At 42.8% G+C, this 22,204-nt stretch carries 23 protein-coding genes; 13 read left to right on the top strand and 10 right to left on the bottom strand.

The features are described 5' to 3' along the window. Positions 1 to 21 precede the first annotated feature (21 nt). Positions 22 to 882 carry a DUF1028 domain-containing protein gene (locus tag ACFO0S_RS02970; RefSeq protein WP_378140016.1) on the bottom strand — a complete coding sequence of 287 codons (861 nt, stop codon included), beginning with the start codon at positions 880 to 882 and terminating at the stop codon, positions 22 to 24. A gap of 127 nt (positions 883 to 1,009) precedes the next feature. Here ACFO0S_RS02970 and ACFO0S_RS02965 point away from each other — a divergent pair, with 127 nt between their 5' ends. Further along, positions 1,010 to 1,330, top strand: a complete 321-nt coding sequence (locus ACFO0S_RS02965) for a YflT domain-containing protein (protein ID WP_378140014.1) — start codon at positions 1,010 to 1,012, stop codon at positions 1,328 to 1,330. Positions 1,331 to 1,468: 138 nt separating this feature from the next. Beyond that, positions 1,469 to 3,571 (top strand): type IA DNA topoisomerase, encoded by a 2,103-nt coding sequence (locus tag ACFO0S_RS02960; RefSeq protein ID WP_378140012.1) that lies wholly within the window; start codon positions 1,469 to 1,471, stop codon positions 3,569 to 3,571. A gap of 192 nt (positions 3,572 to 3,763) precedes the next feature. Here the strand turns inward: ACFO0S_RS02960 and ACFO0S_RS02955 are convergent, their stop codons facing one another. Next, the gene (locus ACFO0S_RS02955; protein ID WP_378140010.1) at positions 3,764 to 4,129 is read right to left on the bottom strand and encodes a rhodanese-like domain-containing protein; all 366 of its coding nucleotides are present in this window, start codon (positions 4,127 to 4,129) and stop codon (positions 3,764 to 3,766) included. A 78-nt stretch (positions 4,130 to 4,207) separates the two neighbouring features. Next, on the bottom strand, positions 4,208 to 5,092 hold the full coding sequence (locus ACFO0S_RS02950) for a YflT domain-containing protein (RefSeq protein ID WP_378140008.1): 885 nt from the start codon (positions 5,090 to 5,092) through the stop codon (positions 4,208 to 4,210). Positions 5,093 to 5,275: 183 nt separating this feature from the next. On the opposite strand from ACFO0S_RS02950, the gene ACFO0S_RS02945 reads away from it, so the two are divergent. After that, complete coding sequence (locus tag ACFO0S_RS02945) at positions 5,276 to 5,509, top strand: hypothetical protein (RefSeq protein WP_378140006.1); 234 nt, start codon at positions 5,276 to 5,278, stop codon at positions 5,507 to 5,509. Between the two features lie 28 nt (positions 5,510 to 5,537). Here the strand turns inward: ACFO0S_RS02945 and ACFO0S_RS02940 are convergent, their stop codons facing one another. Continuing rightward, complete coding sequence (locus ACFO0S_RS02940; RefSeq protein WP_378140004.1) at positions 5,538 to 6,002, bottom strand: YusW family protein; 465 nt, start codon at positions 6,000 to 6,002, stop codon at positions 5,538 to 5,540. Between the two features lie 91 nt (positions 6,003 to 6,093). On the opposite strand from ACFO0S_RS02940, the gene ytxJ reads away from it, so the two are divergent. Together ytxJ and ACFO0S_RS02930 are read left to right on the top strand one after the other, a co-directional pair. After that, positions 6,094 to 6,429, top strand: coding sequence for a bacillithiol system redox-active protein YtxJ (gene ytxJ / locus ACFO0S_RS02935; RefSeq protein WP_378140001.1), 336 nt, complete (start codon positions 6,094 to 6,096; stop codon positions 6,427 to 6,429). A 9-nt stretch (positions 6,430 to 6,438) separates the two neighbouring features. Next, positions 6,439 to 7,263: an STAS domain-containing protein gene (locus ACFO0S_RS02930; protein ID WP_378139999.1), complete on the top strand. Its 825-nt coding sequence runs from the start codon at positions 6,439 to 6,441 to the stop codon at positions 7,261 to 7,263. 35 nt (positions 7,264 to 7,298) lie between these two features. Here ACFO0S_RS02930 and ACFO0S_RS02925 read toward each other — a convergent pair whose 3' ends face one another. Together ACFO0S_RS02925 and ACFO0S_RS02920 are read right to left on the bottom strand one after the other, a co-directional pair. Next, a complete protein-coding gene (locus ACFO0S_RS02925; protein WP_378139997.1) occupies positions 7,299 to 7,532 on the bottom strand; it encodes a hypothetical protein in 234 nt (77 codons plus the stop codon). A gap of 13 nt (positions 7,533 to 7,545) precedes the next feature. Next, entirely contained in the window at positions 7,546 to 7,851 is a 306-nt protein-coding gene (locus ACFO0S_RS02920) for a DUF3243 domain-containing protein (protein WP_378139995.1), read from the bottom strand. Positions 7,852 to 8,059: 208 nt separating this feature from the next. Here ACFO0S_RS02920 and ACFO0S_RS02915 point away from each other — a divergent pair, with 208 nt between their 5' ends. After that, positions 8,060 to 9,787, top strand: coding sequence for a mechanosensitive ion channel (locus tag ACFO0S_RS02915; protein WP_378139993.1), 1,728 nt, complete (start codon positions 8,060 to 8,062; stop codon positions 9,785 to 9,787). A 151-nt stretch (positions 9,788 to 9,938) separates the two neighbouring features. Then, on the top strand, positions 9,939 to 11,546 hold the full coding sequence (locus ACFO0S_RS02910; protein WP_378139991.1) for an ABC1 kinase family protein: 1,608 nt from the start codon (positions 9,939 to 9,941) through the stop codon (positions 11,544 to 11,546). Positions 11,547 to 11,636: 90 nt separating this feature from the next. Here the strand turns inward: ACFO0S_RS02910 and ACFO0S_RS02905 are convergent, their stop codons facing one another. Continuing rightward, complete coding sequence (locus ACFO0S_RS02905) at positions 11,637 to 12,821, bottom strand: CynX/NimT family MFS transporter (protein ID WP_378139989.1); 1,185 nt, start codon at positions 12,819 to 12,821, stop codon at positions 11,637 to 11,639. Positions 12,822 to 13,040: 219 nt separating this feature from the next. Here ACFO0S_RS02905 and ACFO0S_RS02900 point away from each other — a divergent pair, with 219 nt between their 5' ends. The 3 genes from ACFO0S_RS02900 to ACFO0S_RS02890 all read left to right on the top strand — a co-directional run bounded on the left by ACFO0S_RS02900 (position 13,041) and on the right by ACFO0S_RS02890 (position 16,376). Next, positions 13,041 to 13,250 carry a hypothetical protein gene (locus tag ACFO0S_RS02900; protein WP_378139987.1) on the top strand — a complete coding sequence of 70 codons (210 nt, stop codon included), beginning with the start codon at positions 13,041 to 13,043 and terminating at the stop codon, positions 13,248 to 13,250. A gap of 266 nt (positions 13,251 to 13,516) precedes the next feature. Beyond that, the gene (pepF, locus tag ACFO0S_RS02895) at positions 13,517 to 15,325 is read left to right on the top strand and encodes an oligoendopeptidase F (RefSeq protein WP_378139985.1); all 1,809 of its coding nucleotides are present in this window, start codon (positions 13,517 to 13,519) and stop codon (positions 15,323 to 15,325) included. A 76-nt stretch (positions 15,326 to 15,401) separates the two neighbouring features. Next, on the top strand, positions 15,402 to 16,376 hold the full coding sequence (locus ACFO0S_RS02890) for a class I SAM-dependent methyltransferase (protein ID WP_378139983.1): 975 nt from the start codon (positions 15,402 to 15,404) through the stop codon (positions 16,374 to 16,376). A 40-nt stretch (positions 16,377 to 16,416) separates the two neighbouring features. On the opposite strand, the gene ACFO0S_RS02885 is transcribed toward ACFO0S_RS02890, so the two are convergent. Both ACFO0S_RS02885 and ACFO0S_RS02880 read right to left on the bottom strand, forming a co-directional pair. Next, positions 16,417 to 17,319, bottom strand: coding sequence for an acetamidase/formamidase family protein (locus ACFO0S_RS02885; protein WP_378139981.1), 903 nt, complete (start codon positions 17,317 to 17,319; stop codon positions 16,417 to 16,419). Between the two features lie 17 nt (positions 17,320 to 17,336). Continuing rightward, complete coding sequence (locus tag ACFO0S_RS02880; RefSeq protein WP_378139978.1) at positions 17,337 to 17,894, bottom strand: hypothetical protein; 558 nt, start codon at positions 17,892 to 17,894, stop codon at positions 17,337 to 17,339. An 89-nt stretch (positions 17,895 to 17,983) separates the two neighbouring features. Here ACFO0S_RS02880 and ACFO0S_RS02875 point away from each other — a divergent pair, with 89 nt between their 5' ends. The 3 genes from ACFO0S_RS02875 to ACFO0S_RS02865 are packed head-to-tail and all read left to right on the top strand — an operon-like array spanning position 17,984 to position 20,536. Beyond that, complete coding sequence (locus ACFO0S_RS02875; protein ID WP_378139976.1) at positions 17,984 to 18,952, top strand: ABC transporter ATP-binding protein; 969 nt, start codon at positions 17,984 to 17,986, stop codon at positions 18,950 to 18,952. Then, positions 18,949 to 19,596 carry an ABC transporter permease gene (locus ACFO0S_RS02870; RefSeq protein WP_378139974.1) on the top strand — a complete coding sequence of 216 codons (648 nt, stop codon included), beginning with the start codon at positions 18,949 to 18,951 and terminating at the stop codon, positions 19,594 to 19,596. Before ACFO0S_RS02875 ends, ACFO0S_RS02870 begins: the two co-directional genes overlap by 4 nt. A gap of 16 nt (positions 19,597 to 19,612) precedes the next feature. Further along, complete coding sequence (locus ACFO0S_RS02865; RefSeq protein WP_378139971.1) at positions 19,613 to 20,536, top strand: ABC transporter substrate-binding protein; 924 nt, start codon at positions 19,613 to 19,615, stop codon at positions 20,534 to 20,536. A gap of 383 nt (positions 20,537 to 20,919) precedes the next feature. Here the strand turns inward: ACFO0S_RS02865 and ACFO0S_RS02860 are convergent, their stop codons facing one another. After that, the gene (locus ACFO0S_RS02860) at positions 20,920 to 22,167 is read right to left on the bottom strand and encodes a NupC/NupG family nucleoside CNT transporter (RefSeq protein ID WP_378139969.1); all 1,248 of its coding nucleotides are present in this window, start codon (positions 22,165 to 22,167) and stop codon (positions 20,920 to 20,922) included. Between the last annotated feature and the right edge of the window lie 37 nt (positions 22,168 to 22,204).

Genomic DNA, 22,204 nt, shown 5'->3' with positions numbered 1-22,204 from the left:
GCTACTGTTTACCCGGATGTTTTATTGTGTAAACGTACGCGCCTGTTCTTCCAGAAACTCAAAAACAAGACGATCAATCTTCCCTTTTTCTTGTACACGTTCATCAAAGTTTTCAGTATGTTGATACGTTTGAAGCGCTTCGATAATATCTTCTTTCGAAGACTTTTCATCTTTCACATATCCAAGTGTATACAAATAGTTGCCCGCACGCGTCACTTGATCTTCAGATAACTCGAGTACGTCTTCTGCTTTTGTCTTTTCAAAATATAAATTACGAAGTCTTAATAGTCTCCCTACTTCTTGCACAGGGTCTTCATGATCATCTACCCGTAAGTCGATATAGCGATCGGTGTACCCACCATAACTTCCGCCTTCCTTGACAACAAGAAGAGCAGCAGACTGTCGTCCTCGACTATCTCCCCCCGCAGAATCACCAGCCATCAGAGCGGCAAGCAAGCGCTCGGCAAGTGTTCCTTCCGTTTGTTCAAATGTAGCTTCCATCTGTTCCACTACTTGCTGACTTACGAGAATGTTTCCTTGTGCCGCGTAATTTTTTCCAGCGGCGCCTCCCGCCCAGCTATAGCAGTCATCACCCGTATATGTAGCACTTTGCCCAGTCGCATCTACTATACCCACTTGTCTCCATGCGTGACCTTCATCACCCGACGTTAATTTCTCCATCACTTCTTTAGGTGTATGTCCTTTTTCTAACAGCTCAAGCCCTTGTACTCCATAGGAAAGATTCGCTAACGATTGTGTAGCAATCGCTCCGACTCCTGCTTTTGCAAATGGCACAACTGCACCTACCGCTAAAAATTTTGAAGCCACGGCCACGCCCAGTTCTCCCGTCTTCTCATCAAAGCCAACAATTGAAAATGTCATTTGTTCATCCTCCATTCTTTCTATCAGTTTAATCTGAAAACTCCTCTTTTGAAAAGTTATTTGGTTTAGCAAATAAATAAGCGGGTAAATACTAAATAGACACATATTCATTGGAGGGATTCAACATATGGCTATCAAATACACATTAGAAAATGCTGTACAAGCGAAGCAAAAAGTTGAAGAACTAGAGGCACAGGGACACTCAAGAGATGAAATGTACTTATTCGCCCACTCAAAAGACAGAGAAGGTCATATTGCAGACGTTCTTGATACTGAAAAAGTCGGAATGAGTGAGCAAGGGTTTTTTAAATCTATGAAAAATGCGTTTAGTAAACGAGGAGATCAGCTTCGAAGCGATATGCATGCTGCCGGATTAACCGAAGCAGAAGCCGAAACAGCTGAGGAAGAGCTTGATAATGGAAAGCTGATTCTCATCGTAAATAAATAGAGGGGCAATTGCCCAAGACCGAGAGCCGCCTGTCGAAAGAAGACATGTGGCTTTTCTTTGCGTTCATGTCAGCGAACCCGTATACTATGAACATATGTTCTATCCCCGCCCATTTCACTTCGAAAGGAAACCTCACTTATGAAACCGGTAATTGTTGCAGAAAAACCTAGCCAAGCCAAAGCCTATGCGGATGCATTCAAAACAAAAAAACAAAAAGGCTACATTGACATTCTTCCAGATCCGATTTTTCCTGAAGGTGCCACATTGACTTGGGGCATTGGCCACCTTGTTGAACTGCGTGAACCAAAAGAATACGACAGCAAGTGGACGCGTTGGACCCTATCCTCTTTACCTATTCTCCCTAAAGAGTTTCATTATAAAGTAGCAAAAGGAAAATACGAGCAATTCGCTATTGTAAAACGCTTAATGAAAGAAGCGAGTTATTTAATTAATGCCTGCGATATCGACAGAGAAGGTTCGAATATATTCTATTCCATCTTAGCTGTCGCTGGTGTGAAAAATAAACTGATCAAGCGACTATGGATCAACTCGCTTGAAGTCTCCGAAGTCCGAAAAGGGTTTCAGGAATTACAGCCCAATGACCGTGACCTCTTGTTATATGAAGAAGCACGTACTCGCCAAAAAAGCGACTGGCTTGTTGGGATGAATGCCTCACGCATCTATACCATCTTGTTGAAAAAGAAAGGAATTGCTTCTGTTTTTTCCATAGGACGCGTGCAATCTCCAACACTATTTCTTATTTACCAGCGTGCATTGGAAATGGAGAATTTCAAACCGGAACCTTTCTATGAACTCGAAGGCATTTTCCGAACCGGAGAAACCGAGTACAAAGGAAAAGCAAAAGAAAAGACGAGTGATCGGAAAAAACTAGAGGAGCTGCTTGCAAAAGCAACTTTACAGGAAAACGTTGCTGTTCCCGGAACAGTGGCAGAAGTTGAGGAAAAGGAAAAACGAATACCACCTCCGCAGTTACATGCCCTATCCAGTCTTCAAATGACGGCCAACCGGAAGTGGAAGGCCAGTCCTTCCGCTGTTTTAAAGGCTGCGCAGTCGCTCTATGAAAAGAAATTGATCACGTATCCAAGAACCGATACGCGCCATATCACACCCTCTGAGTTTGCCTATATTAAAGAGTTGGCTCCAGAACTACAGAAACGTGTGCAAGTGGACTTTCCATTAAATACAGCTCCATCAAAACGGTTTGTAGATTCTTCGAAAGTTCAAGAACACTATGCGATTGTTCCTACACGGAAATTGCCGACAGAAAAGACCGTTGCTGGACTAACGGGGCTGGAGAAAAATCTCTATGATGAAATTGTTCGCACGACACTGGGAATGTTTCACCGACCTTATTTGTATCGGGAAACCACCATCGTCACAGATGTGAATGGCATTTCTTTCTTTACGAAAGGAACCGTTCCTCTCGACATAGGATGGAAGCAACTGTTTCCTCAAAAAGAAAAAGAAGATTGGCTCCCTCAAGTAACAGCCGGAATGCCTGTGGAAGCAAAAGTCCATATTGAAGAAGGTGTAACGAAACCTCCGAAACCGTATACCGAAGGACAATTGATTCAAGTGATGAAGACATGTGGAAAACTCGTGGAAGACGAAGAAGACGCGGCTCTATTAAAGGAAATTGAAGGTTTGGGTACAGAAGCCACGCGAAGCGGCATCATCGAGACACTTAAAAAACAAGCGTATATCGAAGTGACCAAAAACGAAGTAGCCATTACGGAAAAAGGCCGTATTTTATGTCAGTCTGTTAATGGAACATTACTCGCAAGTCCCGCCATGACGGCCAAATGGGAAAGCTATCTCCAAAAGATCGGTCGCGGAGAAGCTAAGGAAGAACAGTTCCTCCAGCAAATTGAAGCATTTATACAAAAGACGATTGAGACCGTACCTCAGACACTTGAAGGGAAAACATTTGCATCTCTTCCTGAGAAAGAACAAAGTACCGGAAAGATTCCATGCCCACACTGTAAGGAAGGCACGATCGTCTTAAAAAAATCATTCTATGGCTGCTCGAATTATAAGAATGGCTGCACGCAAACGTTCCCTCTTCGCCTAGCTGGAAAGAAATTGTCTCCTGCAGTGATTGAAACTTTATGTACAAAGCGCAAAACCGGAAAGCTGAAAGGTTTCACATCGAAACAAGGGAAAACGTTCTCCGCTGCTCTTCAGCTGAGCGATGACGGTAAAATTAATTTTTCATTCTAAAATAAGCAGTTGAGTTCGTCATTCCACCACTATGAGTGAATATTTTCTAGACGTATTTTATAAATCAAAGAATAGTAAAGCAAAAGCAGCGCCCCATGACATTTTTCTCCGTCACGGGGCGCTGCTCTTGTTATTACAGTTTACTTAGAAACTCGTCTTTTGAAATTCTATAAAGTTTCCTCTACCCGAAACTTATTCAACAGACCCCGTCCAGCTCGACATGCCTTGTTTGACATTCACAATGTTGTAATCCGCTTCAACTAAACTATCACTCGCTTGTTTGGAGCGATTTCCGGACTGGCAAACGATAACATAGGGTTGAGATGGATCTAAACTATCTAGGTTGCCATTCGAAATCTCAGACAGAGGTTTGTTCATCGCACCTGGGATATGACCAGCTTCGTATTCACTTTTCTCACGCACGTCTACAACAATGTATCCTTCCTCTTGATAGGATTCGATTTCACTTATCTCAATTGTTTGATAGGCCTCTTCCCCACCATTGCAAGCTCCAAGAAATACTAAAGCTATACCCATCATCATCCACCATTTTTTCATATTCTTCACCTCCACTCAACTATACCCTTATAGGTATTATAGTGTCTAGAAAAAAACCCGCCATAGCGGGTCGATTACTTAATACTTATCACGATGTTGCATGTGGTTTTCTGAACGTCGATTTTCAATTTCTTCGACACGGTCTTCATGTTCATGATTTGCTAAACTGTCTTCGATAGCATTAGGCTCTCGCCCCTCATCTTCCATCGCAGGTTCAAGGTTACCGAATGCGGCTGGCCCTAGATTTGGGTCAGCACCAGGAGATTCTGCACCGTACGCTTGTTGTTCCTCATAACCAACTTCCATGCGTGATTCCGTTGTTTCATCTGAAGTGAAAGAAGCGGTATCAGATTCAAAACGTGGTTGCGCCGTCTCAAACGAAGTCGTCTTTTCCGCGGATGTCAATTGAGGTTTGATTTCAAACGCATCGTCTTGTACAATTTCATCCTCTTTGTATGAGTTATGTGCACTTGAAAACAATTCCCGGTTTTCTTCCGGAGTATGCTCACCTAGTGGTGTCTCATTTTGATTGAAGCGTTGATTCACAAATTCTGTACCAACAGATCCATTTGTTGTTTCTCCGTGATAGGATTCATACGAATTCCCTGTTTCACCAAACGTTTCATAGTCATCTGAGCGCGTTACTCCCTCTACATAAAGGATAGCACCGCCATTTGTAAGGTCAGTTGCGTACATTTCCTGTTCATGTTGTTCTAGATTCAAACGGCCTAAACTTTCTGTCGTCGCATCTTCACCTGTAAAGAATGATTTAAAACGATCCCAGAAAGATCCCGCTTCATGTGTATCTACATGAGCATCCGTAGAGTCCAATTGAAAACGTTCCGGATCTCGGGCCACGACGTGGATGTCGGACTCATTATATCCTTGTGCACGTAATGTTTCGATTTTTTGATTTAACTCTTCCTGTGACCAAGCAACTTCTACATGACGATTATTTTCCATTTGTATTTCCTCCTTCGTTTCCTCTTACTAAAAGTTTGACTTAATCCTTCCATTCCTCTCCTGCACTATGGATAAACACGCTCTTGAAAATGTCATTTTTGTTATCGAAATGATATGTTTATTTCCAATTCAGAAGGGAAAATATAAGATAGTAAAAAATACGAGTGGAAGAGGCGATAGAAAATGGCAAAACTATCAAATACAGCACTATTTACGGCACTTGGACTAGGAGCAGCATATTTAATGAGGAATAAAGATTCACGCGATAAATTGGCGAAACAAGTGGAGTCATTCACAAATACGTCAATGCGTGGACAGAAAAATGATGCGGATACAATTGGTCAAGAAACGCCGGAATCCATGCGCCATCAAGGACAACCTGGTAAAGGCGTTACAGACGGTTTGTTCGGCAAATAAAAAAAGCCCACTGGGCTTTTTTATTTGCTTATTTTTTGTCGTTCCATTCCACTTCTTGGCCGTCCTCAAATTCCACTTCTAATTCAAAGTCGGTGTAATCCATGACACCAAAAGCTTGCGCTACTTTATTGATCGCATCCTCTTTTGTCATATCTGGCGTTAATCCTAAATCGGTTAAAATTGGATCCAATTGAGTTCCCGCTTCGTCTCCACCCAATCGGATGTCTTCCATCTTATTGGTATACTCGATTTCCATACCAGATCTTCCTGCCTCATAATCTACATCGATGACATCATTTTCATCTGCTGTATCAATCGACAAATCGAATTTTGTAAACCCATAATCATTCGGTGTGACAAGTTCACTATTTTCCACTGGAGACGATTCGCTCGGTTCCGTTTCTACCGTATTATCCTGTGTCTCGTTACATCCCGCTAACACCATGGCTGCTGTTAAAGTAAGTCCTGCTGTCCATTTTGTTGTTTTATTCATTTCATCTCATCCTCTCTTAGCTTTCTCTTATCTTTCCCCAAATACTTTGTGGTAAACTGAAAACACAGGAAATCAGGAAAGGATGATTCAAATGGCTAAGTTACAAGAGATTACATCTCATGAGCATTGGAAGGAACTGTTAGAGTTATCAGAAAAGCAACCTTTTTTTGTCTTTAAACATAGTACAACATGTCCTATCTCTTCATTTGCACATACCAATGTTCAATCCTTTAAAACTGAACTCCCTATCTATTTTGTAAAAGTCATTGAGCATCGTCCAATCTCGCTTGAAATTGCAAATGACTTGAACGTTCAACATCAATCTCCACAAGCAATTTTAGTCATGCACCGTCAAGCAAAATGGCATCAATCACATTATGACATCACAGAAGAAACACTTGCGGCTTCTGTTGATTTTATGATTTAGGAGGATCACATGGAACAGATTTTACGTGTCAGCGACTATCTATTAGAGAATGCAGAAAAAGTAATCGATCAAGTAATTGAAGAGGTAAAAACCAATATCAAGTTTGAGTTAACAGAGGAACAATTAAATCTTGCCAAACAGCAAAATGTGGAGTTTCTTCGTATGATGGCTCGTTCCTTCCCTGCAACGGACGAGGAAGCTGCGAAAGAACTTCTGGAATGGGCAGAAAAGCAAGGGGAAACGACGTCTCAAAATATGGAACAATTTTCACAATCGATTGAGCCCTTGGCAAAAAATCGGTTAATTTATTCCACCCATATTTCTCAAATCGCCATAGATATGGGAATCGATGCAGAACGCATCGTTCGAATTATGAACCGCTTTAATTACTTATTGGATGTCGCAATGGTGCATACCATTAAATCCTTCGAGAAACATCAAGCACAAAAATTAAAAGAGCGTCAAAAGCAAATCAATGAACTTTCAGCTCCGATTGTTCCCGTACAGGAAGGGGTCGCCATTCTTCCCTTTATTGGAATTGTCGATTATGAGCGTATGGAGTATATTTTAAATTATGTCATCCCTAAAATCCCTAAAATGGGAACGGATCACTTGATTATCGACTTCTCAGGAATTCTAACAATCGACTCAGAAATAGCACAGCATATCTTTACGCTTCACAATGTTTTACAGCTGCTTGGCATTAATCTGTACTTTACAGGAATGCGTCCGAACATTACGATGGCTATCGTTCAAGGAAACATTGATTTCTCGGACTTCCACACCTATGGATCTGTTATACAAGCTTTAGCGGTTATTGAGAAAACAAAATAATAAGAGGGCTGCCACTTGAAGTGGCAGCCCTCTTTTTATTCTGGATAACGTTCCTCGCTCGAAGATGAATCTTTTGTTCTTGTATGATCTTTTTCCTCTTTTACTTCTTGATTCAAATCTTCCATTGGAATCGAATCGACGGTTTGCATATCGTCATGCATATCATAGATACTCTCCTGATCGGTTTTCATCACTTCTGGATTGTCCATGATTCGACCTTTCACATCTTGTTTTTCTTTCGTCTGGTCTTTTTTTGGATCGTTCTTCATAGAAGACTCCTCCTTATTTACGCACCATATTCACTAACATGTGAGCAAGTGCATGTTGTTGTTCTTTATCTCCAGATTCCCACAGCTGTTGTAATAAGTTCTCTTCTGAGTTACGTGGTTCTTCTTTTTTAGCTAGGTATCCAGCAACTACCTCCGCAGTCTTCGCAAGCTGCTCTTCACCTAAGCCCATTTTTTCTCCTAAAGCCACTTTATCGCCTAAATAGGATTTGAATGTTTCGAAGTTTTGTAAGATCTGCTCCTTTTTCTCTGGAGACACTTTTTCCATTTCGTTTTGAACTTTGTTTTGAATGTTATCCATACTGTCCTCTCCCTTATCAAATAGTTAAATTGTGGTTATTGCGTTACACAATACAGTTTTTCCAACATTTGCGCCTTTCAAACATCGCATTTCAAAAATAGTTCATACGGTTCAGGTGGTTTATGACAATATCGGATGGGTATTAAATAGAATAGCTTGGCAAAGTGAGTAATACCTAAACTATTTAATTGAATAGGAGGAGATTTTATTGGCCAATGAGTTTTATGTAAGAGACATGTTATCATTTTTACCCGATCTGCTACTTGCACTACTTGTACTTTTAATTGGTTACTTCGTAGCTAAATTTGTGGAGAAACTTGTGTATAAGGGACTTCGCAAACTAAATTTGAATGAGAGACTTGGTAACACAAAATCAAAATGGTCGGTCGAAAAGATTATTAGTAAGGTTGTATTTGTAATTCTTATGCTCCTTGCTTTTGTACTCTTCTTTAATATTTTGAACCTTCATACATTTGCCGCTCCATTTGCGAATATGTATGATACGTTAACAGCCGCGTTCTTAAATATCTTAAAAGCTGGTCTGATTTTACTTGTTGCTTGGGCACTTGCAACACTCGTTAAAAGAGGAATTCAAATGCTCGGCAACAAAGTCGATTTTAAGAAAATTGGACAGAAGACAGGTATGGCTGCCTCTGACGATAAAAAAATAAAGTGGACGGATACAGTAGCAAATGTTGCTTACTACTTAATCTTCCTACTTTTCCTTCCAGCTGTATTGAATGCATTAGGAATTGACGGATTAAGCGGACCTTTCGAAGATATGCTTTCTAGCTTTATCAATTTCATTCCTAAACTCGTATCTGCAGCGATCGTATTCGCAATTGGATACTTCATTGCAAAACTTGTTCGCAACTTAGTAGAAAAATTCTTACACTCTGTCGGAATTGATCGCTTTACAGAAAAAATGAATCTAAAAAATGACACAACGACATCAAATACTAGCTTATCTAAAATCGCTGGTTTGATTGCGTTTGTCCTCATCTTAATCCCTATCACTATCACAGCTCTAGAAATTCTAGATCTTGATGGCATCTCAGGCCCAGCCATTGCGATGTTGAATGACATCATGGCCATGATTCCAAAGATTATCATCGCTATCATCTTAGTGATTGTTGGAATTTACGTAGCCAAATTCGTCAAAGACTTTGTAATAAACCTGTTAAATGGTTTTGGCATCAATAACTTAGCATCAAAATTAGGCCTTAACCGCACGAATTCAAAGAACTTTGATATCGCTTCTATTATAGGAACCATTGTTCAAGTATTAATCGTCTTACTGTTCGTCATAGAAGCTCTACAACTTGTCAATCTCGACTTTATGGTATCTCTAGGTAGCGCCGTATTTGCTTACCTTCCAATGGTTGTAGCTGCACTTGTCATTCTCGCAGTAGGTTTCTGGTTAGCGAACCTTGCCGAAAAACTTGTAGGTAGTTTAATGAAGGATGCTTCTGGATCTCCTCACTTCTTACGACTCGTTGCTAAATATGCGATTCTTGGTTTTGCATTCTTTATGGCTCTTAGCCAGCTGGGAATTGCGCCTGGTATCATCCAGTCTGCCTTCATCTTAATTTTAGGCGGAGTTGCACTCGCATTTGGTTTGGCCTTCGGTCTTGGTGGAAAAGACCATGCGTCTCGTTATTTAGACCGCATGGAAAAATCCATTGACGAAGCGGAAGTAGACAAAGAGAACTATGAGCAGAAAAAAGAAGAACTGAAAGAAAATGCGAAAGATGACATGAAAGCTGCCCAAGAAGAAGAACGCTTCATGCACGGGACAACTGCTCATGCAGATGAAACACTCGCACAAGATGTACCACAAGATACCGGCTTTAACCTTCCGGAAACAAATGACCTGCACCCGTATAATGATTCACCTGAAGATCATCGTTTAGATGACGATAAAAAAGATTTTTAATAGGTCTTAAGGATACTGGTGCTCAACCAATTATATGTGTTTTCCATCAGCCTGACTTCCAACCGGTCAGGCTGATTTTTCTTTTCTAGAGGAGTTCTTGGACGTCACCTCCTAAGACCACTATAATGAGAGCTACAAGGAGCGATGTGAAGTGAAAAATGTAGCCTGGTATCGTATGTACCGAATCGTTTGGATGTCGATCAAGTTCTTTCTACAAGTTTACTTCTTTCAAAGAAAATACCGTGGCCGCTTCACGCCTTCTGTCCATGCGAAATGGGAACGCTTGATTGTGAAGCAAGCCATCGAATACAAAGAAACTGCATTGTATCTAGGTGGGCTGATGATAAAAGTAGGTCAGTTTCTCTCAGCACGGGCGGACGTCCTTCCTCAGTCCTTTATCGAAGAACTTGAAGGACTTACTGACCGTGTACCACCCGTCGATCGAGAACGTGCCATGGACGTTCTGAAAGAAGAATGGAATGGTCCACTTGACCATACTGTCCAGTGGATCTCTAAAGAGTCAATCGCTTCTGCTTCGATTGGGGAAGTATACAAAGCCACTCTTTTAGACGGACGAGAAGTAGCCGTGAAGATTCAGCGTCCCGGCATTGAACAAATCATTCGTTATGATTTCAAAGCGATGCGTGTCGTCATTTGGCTCGCCAAGCGATTTACCACATTTACCAAACAAATTGATTTTGATTTACTGTATAGAGAAATGGAGAGTACCCTGCTTCCTGAACTTGATTTCCTTCAAGAGTTGCGTCACGGACGATCCTTTCATCAGCGCTTTCAAGATTTAGAAGGCATCTGTTTTCCCATCTACTTTGAAGAATACTCGACGCGTCGCGTTTTAGTCATGGAGTGGATTGAAGGGGCTCGGATCACGAATCTATCGTTCATGGAGAAACATCACATTGACCCGACAAAAGTGACCGAAAAACTCTTCTTGTTATTTATGGAGCAAGTGCTGCGAAGTGGTGAATTCCATGCAGATCCGCACGCGGGCAATATGATGATTCAAGAAGACGGAACGATTGTCCTTCTTGATTTCGGAATGGTCGGTTCCATCACACCCGCTCAGACTCGTTCCATTATCAAAGCGACTCAAGGGATTCTTCTCGAAAATGACGACCAGGTCCTGGACGCTCTAGAAGAGCTTAATTTCTTACTGCCGAATGCAGATCGTCCGCTACTTGCGGATACGATTCGGCGAATGATCCATGCGTATGAAACGAATGAACTCTCGAAAATGGACAGCTTTATCGTAGAGCGTCTCTTAACGGATATCCGGCACATCGTACGGACGCAACCTGTTCAACTTCCTGCAGAGTTTGCTTTCTTTGGCAGAGCGCTCACGACCTTTGTCGGTGTCTTACATGCGCTGGATCCAAATGTTGATTTACTTGCGCTTGGAAAACCTCGCATTTTAGAATGGACACGTCAAAAAGCATCCCGTTCAGAGGAAGTGAATTCAGAAGAACGCATTCTATCGTGGGTTCGAAAAGGTTCGATCCCTCTACAAAAGGCGTACTCCCTTTTGGATGAACCTGCTCGTTTGCGTAAACTGATCGAAACAACAACCGTTGAAAAAGTTCGTGTGCAACATGTCTTTCTCGACCGGGCTGTTCATGCCCTTATGGGAGCCATCTCCCTTGTTGCGTTCTTCACAGGCATCTTCTTTCAACACATTTGGCTTGCTTCCACTTCCGCCGTATTCGGTGTTATTTTCTTACACAACTTCTATACAAAGAGATAAAAAATAAATCAAGCCCATCTTGAAAAAACTGAAGAAAAGAAGGATAACTAAAAAACGCGGTTCTAGACTTGAGTCCGGAACCGCGTTTTTCTATTCTCTTACAAATCGGTTACCTGCTGCATGTAGCGCAACGACAAGTAACAAGATACATGTGACGATAAAAAGGATGGTTGACATATACCAACTACCCGTCGTCTCTTTGACGACTGCAAAGAGGACAGGACCAACTGCTGCAAGCAAATAACCGATTGACTGTGCGACACCGGATAACTCTGCAGCATCCATCGCTGTTTTTGTACGTAGTGAGAACATCATCATCGTTAAAGCAAATGACGTACCTCCTGCAAATCCGATCAGAATCATCCAAAGGATGGTGAGCGCACCATTTGGATCAAATAGTAACCCTGTAAATCCAACGATATACAACACACTAAAGAACCAGACGAGTGGGCGTTGATTGACCATTTTCGCAGCTAAAATTGGCGCGATAAACGTCATCGGAAGCTGAGCAAATTGCATAAAGGATAACATGTAGCCAGCTGAGTCTGGGTTCATTCCCTTTTCAATGAGCATAGCAGGTAGCCATGCTGCCGTTGTATAGAAAATCAACGACTGAAGCGCCATCATCAATGTAACACTCCACGTCACAGGTGATTTGAGAATCGATGGATTCTCTACGACTTCAGCAGCTGCGTCTACTGGTTCTGTTTTACGGTATTTAAGCTGAGGTAACCAAATGACGACAGCTAAAACACCAAGGAATGCCCAGAGGCCAAGGGAACCCTGCCAGCCAAAGGACGTTTCTGCCACCGGATAGGCAATCCCTGCACCAAGTGCTGCAGATAAGTTCATAACGACCGAGAACACAGCTGTAAGTAATCCCACGTGTAATGGGAAACGATCTTTAATGATGGAAGGAAGCAATACATTTCCGAATGCGATCGCTACCCCAATGATAGCTGTTCCTAAAATCAATAACGGCACAGAACCACCTGAACGCATAGCAATCCCCGCAACGAGCAAGATAATCGACCATAAAAGTGTCGCTTCTGTACCAAGGCGTCTCGCTACTTTCGGTGCAAATGGAGAAACCACTGCGAACGCCAGAAGCGGAATCGTTGTCAGCAAACCGACGAGTGTAGTGGACATGTTTAGTCCGTTTTGAATAAATTCCGTGACCGGTCCGACCGCAGTTAATGGCGAACGAAGCGTAAGCGACAAGAAGATAATTCCGAGTATAAAGAGCAGCAATCCGTGCTGTTTTGTTTTTGTCATGTAAATCCTACTTTCTAAAATGAATCAAACCTTTCCTAGTATACACCATTTCATCGTATGATGTCAGACCTCTTGTTTTTTTCCTATGTGTTTTGCCCTATTTTTATTACTTTGTGTTTTATCTATAAGAGTGATGGGTATTTTTTTATATAAGTCACAAGAAAACAGTTAAAAAATCGAATCGTATTCACAGCAATGTGAATCAAGGAGGACAACACAATGGAAAAAGTAAAAGCCGGTCAAAAATGGTACAAAGTCGGAGCAGCAGCATTCTTATCGGTAGGATTACTTGCAGCCTGTGGTGACGGTGTCGATCAGGACAACATCGACGATGGAACTGAACAAGAAATCGAAGAAGATGTAAACGATACAGGTGAAGAAGTAGAACAAGAGGTAGATGAAACAGAGGACGAGGAAGATAGCGAGTAGATTCTCCATCTTTTCCCTTTTTAACCCGTTAGCAAGAAGCTGATTGAAAACTTACTCAATCAGCTTTTTTCGTGTAATCGAACGCGCACAATGGAGGCCACTGGTTGAGACACCCATTGTCCCTCCATCTCTTCCCCCTCCTTTTCTATTGAACAGTAAAAAAATTGGTCCTAGAACGCAATTTCCTTGCCTAACACTTTCAATTTTTCTGAATCCTCGGTATACTTACTAATGATTCGAAAACCGTAATAGTTAGGAGAGAAATCATGAGTTTACCAAATCGTAAAGACATTCCTGTACAAGAAACGTGGGATCTAACCCACCTATTTGCCACGGAAGCAGACTATGAAGCAGCCATTGCCCAAGTAAAAGAAGACGTTCAGTCATTTGAAGCAACGTACAAAGGAAAGATTTCCACATCGGAAGACGTCGTAAATGCTGTTCGCGCATACGAGGACATCTATAAGCAAATTATTCCTATCGGTACATATGGTAGCTTAGCCTTCAGTGTCGACCAAACAAGCGAAGAAGCACAAATGCGTGCTAGCAAGTTTGGCTCGATTTCTGCACAACTCGGAGCTCAAATGAGTTTCCTGGAAAGTGAGCTTCTCGAATTATCAGAAGAGGTCCTCGAAGAAGCGAAAGCATCTTCGTCTGAATACAGCCATTATTTCGAAGAACTCCTTCGTGCAAAGCCGTACCAACTTCACCCGGAAGTGGAAAAGACTCTTGCAGCATTAGAAACTGTTTTTGACGGACCTTATGAGCTGTACAACACAACCAAAATGGTCGACATGAACTTTGATAACTTCGAAGCAAGTGGCGCTTCTCACCCACTAAGCTATGTGGCGTTCGAGAACGAAATCGAAACAGAGAACGATACAGAAGTTCGTCGTACAGCGTTCAAAGCATTCTCTGACAAGCTTCGGGAATATCAACATACGACAGCGAAAACATATGACATGCATATTCAGCGTGAAAAGACGATGGCAGACCTTCGAGGCCATAAGAGCGTATTTGATTACCTTCTTTTCCATCAGGAAGTCGACAAGTCTCTTTATGACCGTCAAATTGACCTCATCATGAACGAACTTGCTCCACATATGCGCAAGTATGCGAAGCTTTTACAACGCGCACATGGTTTAGACAAAATGACATTTGCAGACTTAAAGATCTCACTTGATCCAAGCTACGAGCCTAAAGTGACGATTGAAGAATCTCGCAAATACATGCAAGATGCACTCGGCATCATGGGTGATGATTATATCGATATGGTCAACCGTTCGTTTGACGAGCGCTGGACGGACTTTGCTAATAACAAAGGGAAGTCTACAGGCGCTTTCTGTTCAAGCCCATACGGCCACCATCCATACATCCTGATTTCATGGTCTAGCAAAATGAACGAAGTGTTCGTTCTTGCACATGAACTTGGCCATGCAGGCCATTTCTACAATGCACACAAACATCAAAACGTGTTTAACTCACGTCCATCTCTATATTTCATTGAAGCACCGTCGACAATGAATGAAATGTTGATGGCCAATCATTTACTCAGCACATCGAACAATCCACAATTTAAACGTTGGGTGATTTCATCCATTGTTGCGCGCACATACTATCACAACTTTGTTACACATTTATTAGAAGCAGATTACCAAAGAAAGGTTTATGAACTGGTCGATTCAGGGAACAATGTAAATGCAGGCACTTTAAACAAGTTAAAACGTGAAACGCTGGAGCAGTTCTGGGGCGACACAGTGGAAATTACAGAGGGTGCAGAACTTACATGGATGCGCCAACCACACTATTACATGGGACTCTATCCTTACACCTATAGTGCGGGTCTTACCATTTCAACTCAAGTCTCGAAACGTATCTTAGAAGAAGGCGAACCTGCTGTTGAAGAATGGTTAAAAGTTCTTCAAGCAGGCGGCACGAAAAAACCTGCAGAACTTGCGAAGATGGCGGGCGTGGATATCACAACGGAACAACCTCTTCGTGATACGATCGCATACATTGGCGAATTGATTGATGAACTTGAAAACTTAACAAACGAGATAGAAGCACAGAAGTAACCTTCTGTCCGCTTCTATCCTTATGCGACGACCTAGTCTACTAGGTCGTTTTCTAATAACGTGAGGAGTGGACAAGATGGTTAGACAGTGGTTACGCGTCTGGGAAGCACGAAAATGGATGAAACAAAATGAAGGATTTTTACCGACATGGCATGCGTATTTAGGCTATCGCCTAAATTTATTCGATGAATTACAACAAAACGGCACCGTCAGTGCGCAAGTCAATGATAAAGAACTTCTTGAAAACTGGGTACAGACCGGATTGATCCTAGGTCATCTGAAAAAAGATGGAGACCGTGTTTACCCGAGCAAACAGATGAAGAATTACTTTTCGAAGAAGAGTGATGTGGCGATTGGTGATTTACTTGTGGAATTAATGGAATTACATATCCCCTCCCTGATGGACTATACACCCGTTTTAACCGGGGATGCGCCGCGTCGTTCGTTTGATGGAGATGTGCATGGAACAGCCGTAGCCACCACTTCCTCCTTTATCGAGCAAATCAGTTACCGTTCTGTGAAAAAAGTAGTCTCTGAAATCTCCTGCGAGACCATTCTCGACATCGGTTGCGGGAATGCAGGCTATATCCGCCGACTTGCCCACGAATTTCCGCATAAAGAATTCGTCGGTATCGATCTGAATAAAGCGGTAGTGGAAGATGCCACACGGCAAAGTGAAGGGTTAACAAACGTGCGCATCGAACAACAAGACTTACGCGATTGGGACAATGAGGGAAAGCTGTTTAGCTGTGTTATGATGCACAATCTGCTTCACTATTTCTCTCCTGTTGAACGTATGGAGCTGATGAAGAACATTGAACGTCTTTTAGATGAGAACGGTGGAATTTCGTTGATCACGCCTCTCTATTTATCGGACCATGGCCAAAAATTTTCCGCAGCATTCAATAATTTCTTATCGGTTCATGACAACCTTCATCGCCTTCCAACTGCAGAGGATATTGAAGTGTTAGCTGCAGCTATTGGGCGAAAAGTGGATAGCTTAAAGCCGATTGTGAAAGAAGGCGGCTGGTACTCCATTGTCATCAAATAATGAATAAAACTCGTATTCCCATGAAGGAATACGAGTTTTTTTATGGCAACAAGGTCGTTTCAAGTTGTCCTAAGATAGATTTCGGAAAAACGGCACGCACCGTCATGAGTGGGTCGACCATCTGACAGACCTCTACGTTCCCGACTGCACTCATCAGCATCACTGCTTCTTCGAGTGTCAGATTGGTGTATGTAACCAGTCGTTTGATGAGCAGGTCGGTTGCTAGCTTGGCCGCTTCATCAAGCGTTTCCGCTGAAGCGATTTGTGTAAAATACCGACCGTTTTCTAGAATGGGCTGTTCCACTTTCATATCTTTTACTACTTCGAGCTTCACAGTCACACTTCCCGCCACTTCGACGCCTGACACGGAAACTTCCCCGTCTCCCATCGCCGCATGTAAATCACCTAAAGCGAATAAAGCGCCTGGCACATGAACTGGCAAGTATAAAGTAGCGCCTTCTGTCACCATCTTATTGTCCATGTTTCCACCGTGTGCACCTGGTGTTCCACAATTGACCGCACCTTTTGCAGGGGCCGTCCCAATGACACCAATCATTTTACGGACGGGTAAACTTATATGGTTAAACAATACACGACCATGGCGGACATGCATGACCTTTACTTTCATTTCTTCGATTTGGTCTCCCAACACTCCGAGTCCCGGGCCGACCATCATCACACCTTTTACATCTGTCTCAATGCTTAAGATTGTCACTTTTAAAGCATCTCCAGGTTCAGCACCTTCGATGTAGATGGGTCCTGTTGCTGGATTGATTTGGTCCCAGTTCAGCTCTGATAGTGTCGTATCTTCAGATTGAATTTGGTCTGTAAAGCAATCATAGGTCTCAATCGTTAAACTCTCTCCGTTTTGTGCACGGTAAACCGGCTCGTGCTCCGCCGAGAATGAATAAATTGTACCTTCTGTCTTGTGAATGGTTTTCAAAGCCATCTCCTCCTCAATTAGAGTTCATCATAAATCAATGGTATTCCTAGCGTACGCACACGACTATTTAATTTTCCTTGAGCCTGCGTAACAATTCGCGTTTCATTAATTTCCGTTTGACTCCCGTCCGTAAACGTAAACGTATACCAAGAAGGCTCTTCCGATTCTGCCGGACGAATATGATATATCACTTCCGCCACTTCTGCCCAATCATACGTCTTCAATTCCTTTTCAAACGGAAGACGATAGGCGACGGTCTCTTCCCGTAATTGAAAATACCCTAAGCCTGCTCCATAAAAGCACACTCCGGAAATGACAATCAGCGCACTGGCTAATCCAATCGTCCATTTTTTCACGTCGACGAGCCACAATAGAACTGGCGCAATTACTACTAAGGCTATGGCCACACCATACAATTGTAAACTTTTCGGATAGACATAGGTCAGCCAACTATCTCGTTCATAATATATTGTCTCTGTCACCAAGATGGGCGCAATCAACCAAAGAATCGGTGAAAACAACAATAAGCTGATGCCAATCGCCATAAAAATATGCCGAGGACCATAATCCCTCATTTTTACCCCCCTTTGAAACTGGTTTATGTATCGAATGACCGGGGTATAGTGGTATTATTTCCATATCTGTTTTAAAAGGAGTGAATGATGTGATTCAACTCGATCAAATAACCAAAGTGTTTCCTGACGGTACAAAAGCACTTGACGATGTTTCTGTAGAAATGCCTGAAGGAAAATTGACAGTGGTTATCGGCCCCAGTGGTTGCGGAAAAACAACACTCATGAAATGCATCAACCAATTGGAAAAACCCACATCCGGTACCATATCTATACATAATCAACTTATCTCTAGTATACCTGAGGTAGAGCTTAGGCGCGACATCGGATATGTCATTCAGCGCATCGGTTTATTTCCTCACATGACGATCGAGAAAAATGCCTCTCTCGTTCCTCAATTAAAAAAATGGCCGAAGGAGAAAACGCTGGATCGTATTAGGGAGCTTATGCAGCTTGTCGGTCTCGATCCGGATATCTACTTAACCCGCTATCCCCTTGAACTCTCAGGCGGGCAGCAACAACGTGTTGGATTTGTTCGAGCGCTCGCAGCAGACCCCTCCATTTTATTGATGGATGAGCCATTCAGCGCCTTAGACCCCATCAGTCGCGAACAGCTTCAAGATGAACTGATTTCCCTTCAACAACACATTCAAAAGACCATTGTCTTTGTGACCCATGATATGGACGAAGCATTAAAAATCGCAGACCAGATTATCCTCATGCGTGACGGCAAAATTGAACAAATGGGGACGCCCGAGGAAATTATCCAGTCGCCTGCAAGTGAGTTTGTCACGCAGTTCATCGGTACAGAACGCTTAGAGAGAAACCGTTCATGGCTAGATGTCCCACTACATGCGCTTGACTTGACCTATCAGAAAGAGCTGGACCCTGCAATCCGCTCCTTTCGAATCGTCAATACAGCTACTGTTCGAGAAGCGATTGCTCAATTTGAAAAGCACCAAGTCCCCTACCTGATGGTGGCGAACGGCAATGAATTAGTCGGATTCATTAGTCAGTTGACGTTGCTTCAGTCAGCAACACGTTCGGAGGTGAGCGCATGACGTGGTGGGTCAATTTTTGGAACACGGTTCAGTTGCGAAGTGACTTGATTATTGAATCGTTCATCCAGCATATGTTTCTTTCCTTTGTCGCACTCTTTATTGGATTAGTGATAGCTCTCCCCCTCGGTATTCTCGTTGCGAGATATCAGCGTTTTGCAGAACCAGTCATTGGGGTGACCGCCGTTTTTCAGACCATTCCGAGCCTAGCGCTCTTTGGTTTTTTAGTTCCGTTGATTGGGATTGGATCAACCACCGCTTTAATCGCTCTCACTATTTATGCATTGCTTCCGATTATCCGCAACACCTATACCGGAATCACAGGCATTGATTCATCCATTATCGAAGCCGGTACTGGCATGGGGATGACTAAAGGCGACATTTTATGGCGCATCCAGTTGCCGCTTGCCCTCCCTTTTATCATGGCAGGCATTCGAACAGCAACCGTCCTTACTGTAGGAATTGCGACACTCGGCACCTTTGTAGGTGCCGGAGGACTCGGTGACGTCATTTACCGAGGTCTTCAATCCTATAACAACTCATTGGTACTCGCAGGAGCTCTGCCTGTAGCTTTTATTGCACTATTTTTTGACTTTACATTGAAATGGGTAGAAAAACGCAGTACCCCAAAAGGAATGAATCGATAACAAGGAGGAAATGACGATGAACAAGATCTGGAATAATAGATTTTTCGCAGTGACCGGTACAGCCGCTCTCATTTTATCTGGATGTGGGAATGGTTCTTCCGGTGACGACGCAGATAACGAGATAATTATTGGAGGTAAACCGTGGACAGAGCAATTTATCTTGCCTCAAATCATTGGCCAGTATCTAGAGGCAAATTCCGATTATGCTATCACTTATCAAGAAGGCCTAGGAGAGGTAGCGATTTTAACGCCCGCAATCGAAAAAGGTGATATTGATATTTATGTAGAATATACGGGCACTGGCTTAAAAGATGTTTTAAAGCTCGAATCAGAAGTAGGTGAGAGCTCGGAAGACGTCTTCAATCGCGTCAAAAAAGGATATGAAGAAGAATTTAATGTCACGTGGTTAGAGCCTCTTGGTTTTGAGAACACCTATACCCTCGCTTACACGCAAGAGAGTGGGATTTCAGCCGACACCTACAGTGATTTAGCGAAACTTTCGAAATCGCAAAATATGGTCTTCGGCGCACCTCATTCGTTTTATGAGCGTCAAGGAGACGGATATGATGACTTAGCAAGTACGTATGGTTTTGGGTTTTCTTCAACGGAAAGTTTAGATCCGAATATTATGTATGAAGCATTAAGGAATGGGGACGTGGACGTCATTCCTGCCTTTACCACAGACGGCCGTATTGAACGATTCAACTTATTATCTACTGAAGATGATATGGGCTTTTTCCCGAAATATGATGCCGCTCCTTTAGTACGCATGGAAACGCTCGAACAGTTCCCCGATCTTGAAGAACTGATCAATGGTTTAGCTGGCATGATCACAGAAGAAGAGATGATTGCAATGAATGCCCGCGTGGATATTGATGGCGACAAAGCTGAAGACGTCGCACGTGACTTCTTGATTGAAAAAGGATTGATTGAAGAATAATGTTAGATGCCACAGGCGTTCTGAAGGCTGAAACTCGATAAAGTAAACAAAAACTCGCTCTCCCCTTTCGGGAAAGCGAGTTTTTACATTCTGGAGCAGGTTGTTTCACATCTGGTGTTCTCCACATCTTGCATTATCGAGTTGCGAACGCTAGAAACCCCTTCACTAAGCCGTGACCTCCAGAAATGCAAAGAACGCATTTTTGGAGCCCCCGTCTTAGCTCACGGTTTCTGGACGAGCGTTCTCCACATCTAGGAGTTATCGAGTTGCGCAGGCTTGAAATCCATGCCAAATGCCATCGCGGCCATTGAGGCAAAGGGCGCCTCCCTGTCCACGCTGGCATTTGACAGAATTTCAGGGCGAGCCTGCTACACATCTAAGAGTTAAAAGAACATCCCAGCAATCGCAGCACTTAGAAGGGACGCTAGTGTACCAGCAGCTACTGCGCGAATACCCAGACGCGCGATATCAGGACGACGGTTAGGGGCAAGAGCACCTAGACCACCAAGTAGAATCGCCATCGAACTTAAGTTCGCAAAGCCACAAAGTGCAAAACTCACAACGAGTACCGTTTTCGGCGTTAAGTTTGCAATTTCCGGTGCGAATGAAGAGTACGCAACGAATTCGTTAAGTACTAACTTTTGACCGATGTATGAACCAGCTTGAACAGCCTCAGCCCATGGAACACCAATGATAAATGCGAGTGGTGCAAAAATCCATCCTAAGATTCTTTCAAGTGTAAGCGCTGGAAGTTGGAAATCCATGTTCGCGTAATTCAATAACCAGTTTACTCCACCCGTAGCACCGCCAAGTAAACCGTTGATTAATGCAATCAATGCGATAAACGCGATTAACATCGCTCCGACGTTCAAAGCAAGTTTCAATCCGTCACTCGCTCCGTTAGCCGCCGCATCGATGACGTTCACAGAGTTCGTATCTTTTTCCATCTCAAAATTCGTATCATCGACTTCTTCTGTCTCAGGAATCATCATCTTTGCCATGATCAGACCTGCTGGTGCAGCCATGAAGCTCGCTGCTAGAAGAAATTCAAGTGGTACACCTAATAAGGCGTATCCAACAAGAACTGAACCTGCCACGGAAGCAAGACCACCTGTCATTACAGCAAACAACTCAGACTTTGTCATTTTTGCAAGGAATGGACGTACAACGAGCGGTGCTTCCGTTTGTCCGACAAAGATGTTTGCAGCTGCAGAAACCGATTCTGCTTTACTTGTACCAAGAAGTTTAGACAATGCTCCACCAATGAATTTAATGACGAGTTGCATGATGCCAAGGTAATACAGGACAGAGATTAAAGACGAGAAGAAAATAATGATCACAAGAACTTGGAATGCGAAGACGAAACCGACGCCGTCCACTGGATCTCCAAGGGGACCAAATACAAAGGCAATCCCTTCATTTGCATAGCTGATCATATTTTGAACAGCATTTGTCAGCCCTAATAACGCTTGCCGACCTAACTCCCATTTCAGAACAATAAATGCAAAGAGAATTTGAATCGCTAATCCACCTAAAATTGTACGTGGCTTAATCGATTTCTTTGCAGAAGACAGTAAAAATGCAATTCCAAGGACAACGACAATACCTGCAAGACCCCAGAGAATATTCAATATGTGCACCTTCTTTTCGTTTAGTGAGCAAGAAAAC

This window comes from Chryseomicrobium palamuruense, assembly GCF_042649045.1.
Lineage (GTDB): Bacteria > Bacillota > Bacilli > Bacillales_A > Planococcaceae > Chryseomicrobium > Chryseomicrobium palamuruense.
Note: the sequence above shows the minus strand (reverse complement) of the source record. Positions and strands in the feature narration are given on the sequence as shown.